This is a genomic window from Rhodococcus sp. P4_C10, from assembly GCF_056402135.1.
This window is the reverse complement of record NZ_JBFUHZ010000107.1, coordinates 1-485: the sequence shown is the minus strand read 5'-3', so window position 1 is coordinate 485 and position 485 is coordinate 1. Positions and strand designations below refer to the sequence as shown.

The 485-nt window shown below is 68.5% G+C and carries 1 protein-coding gene; it reads left to right on the top strand.

Features of this window, described 5'->3' with window-relative positions; translation table 11 throughout:
- Positions 1-390 (top strand): HNH endonuclease signature motif containing protein (locus tag AC1DWC_RS26730; protein WP_477912920.1); only part of this gene is annotated, 390 nt, incomplete at its 5' end.
- Between the last annotated feature and the right edge of the window lie 95 nt (positions 391-485).

Genomic DNA, 485 nt, shown 5'->3' with positions numbered 1-485 from the left:
GCGGCCCGCATCTCCTGCGACGCGTCGGTCACCGCGATCTTCGTCGACCGGGGCGGCAACCCTCTCGACGTGGGCCGAACCACCCGCGTCATCTCCCCGAAACTACGGAAGGCGTTGGTGGCCAGGGACTGCGGCTGCGCGTTCCCCGGGTGCGGGCGCCCCGCCGCCTGGACCGACGCCCACCATGTTCGGCACTGGAGCGACGGCGGTCCCACCGCCCTGTCCAACCTCGTGCTGCTCTGCAAGAAGCACCACACGATCATCCACAGGAACCACTGGTCCGTGCAGATCGAATCGGACGGGTTCCCGTCGTTCACCCCGCCAGCGTGGGTGGACCCGTTGCGAAGACCCAGGCCGGCCCACAACCGGCGCGCGATCCACGGGGCCTGACCAGGCAAAGAACTACAAACTCACCCACAACCGGTCTGCGCCGTTTCTGGGCGGTAGGGGAGACCTGCTCCGTCAGACCAGCAGCTTGGCGCGCA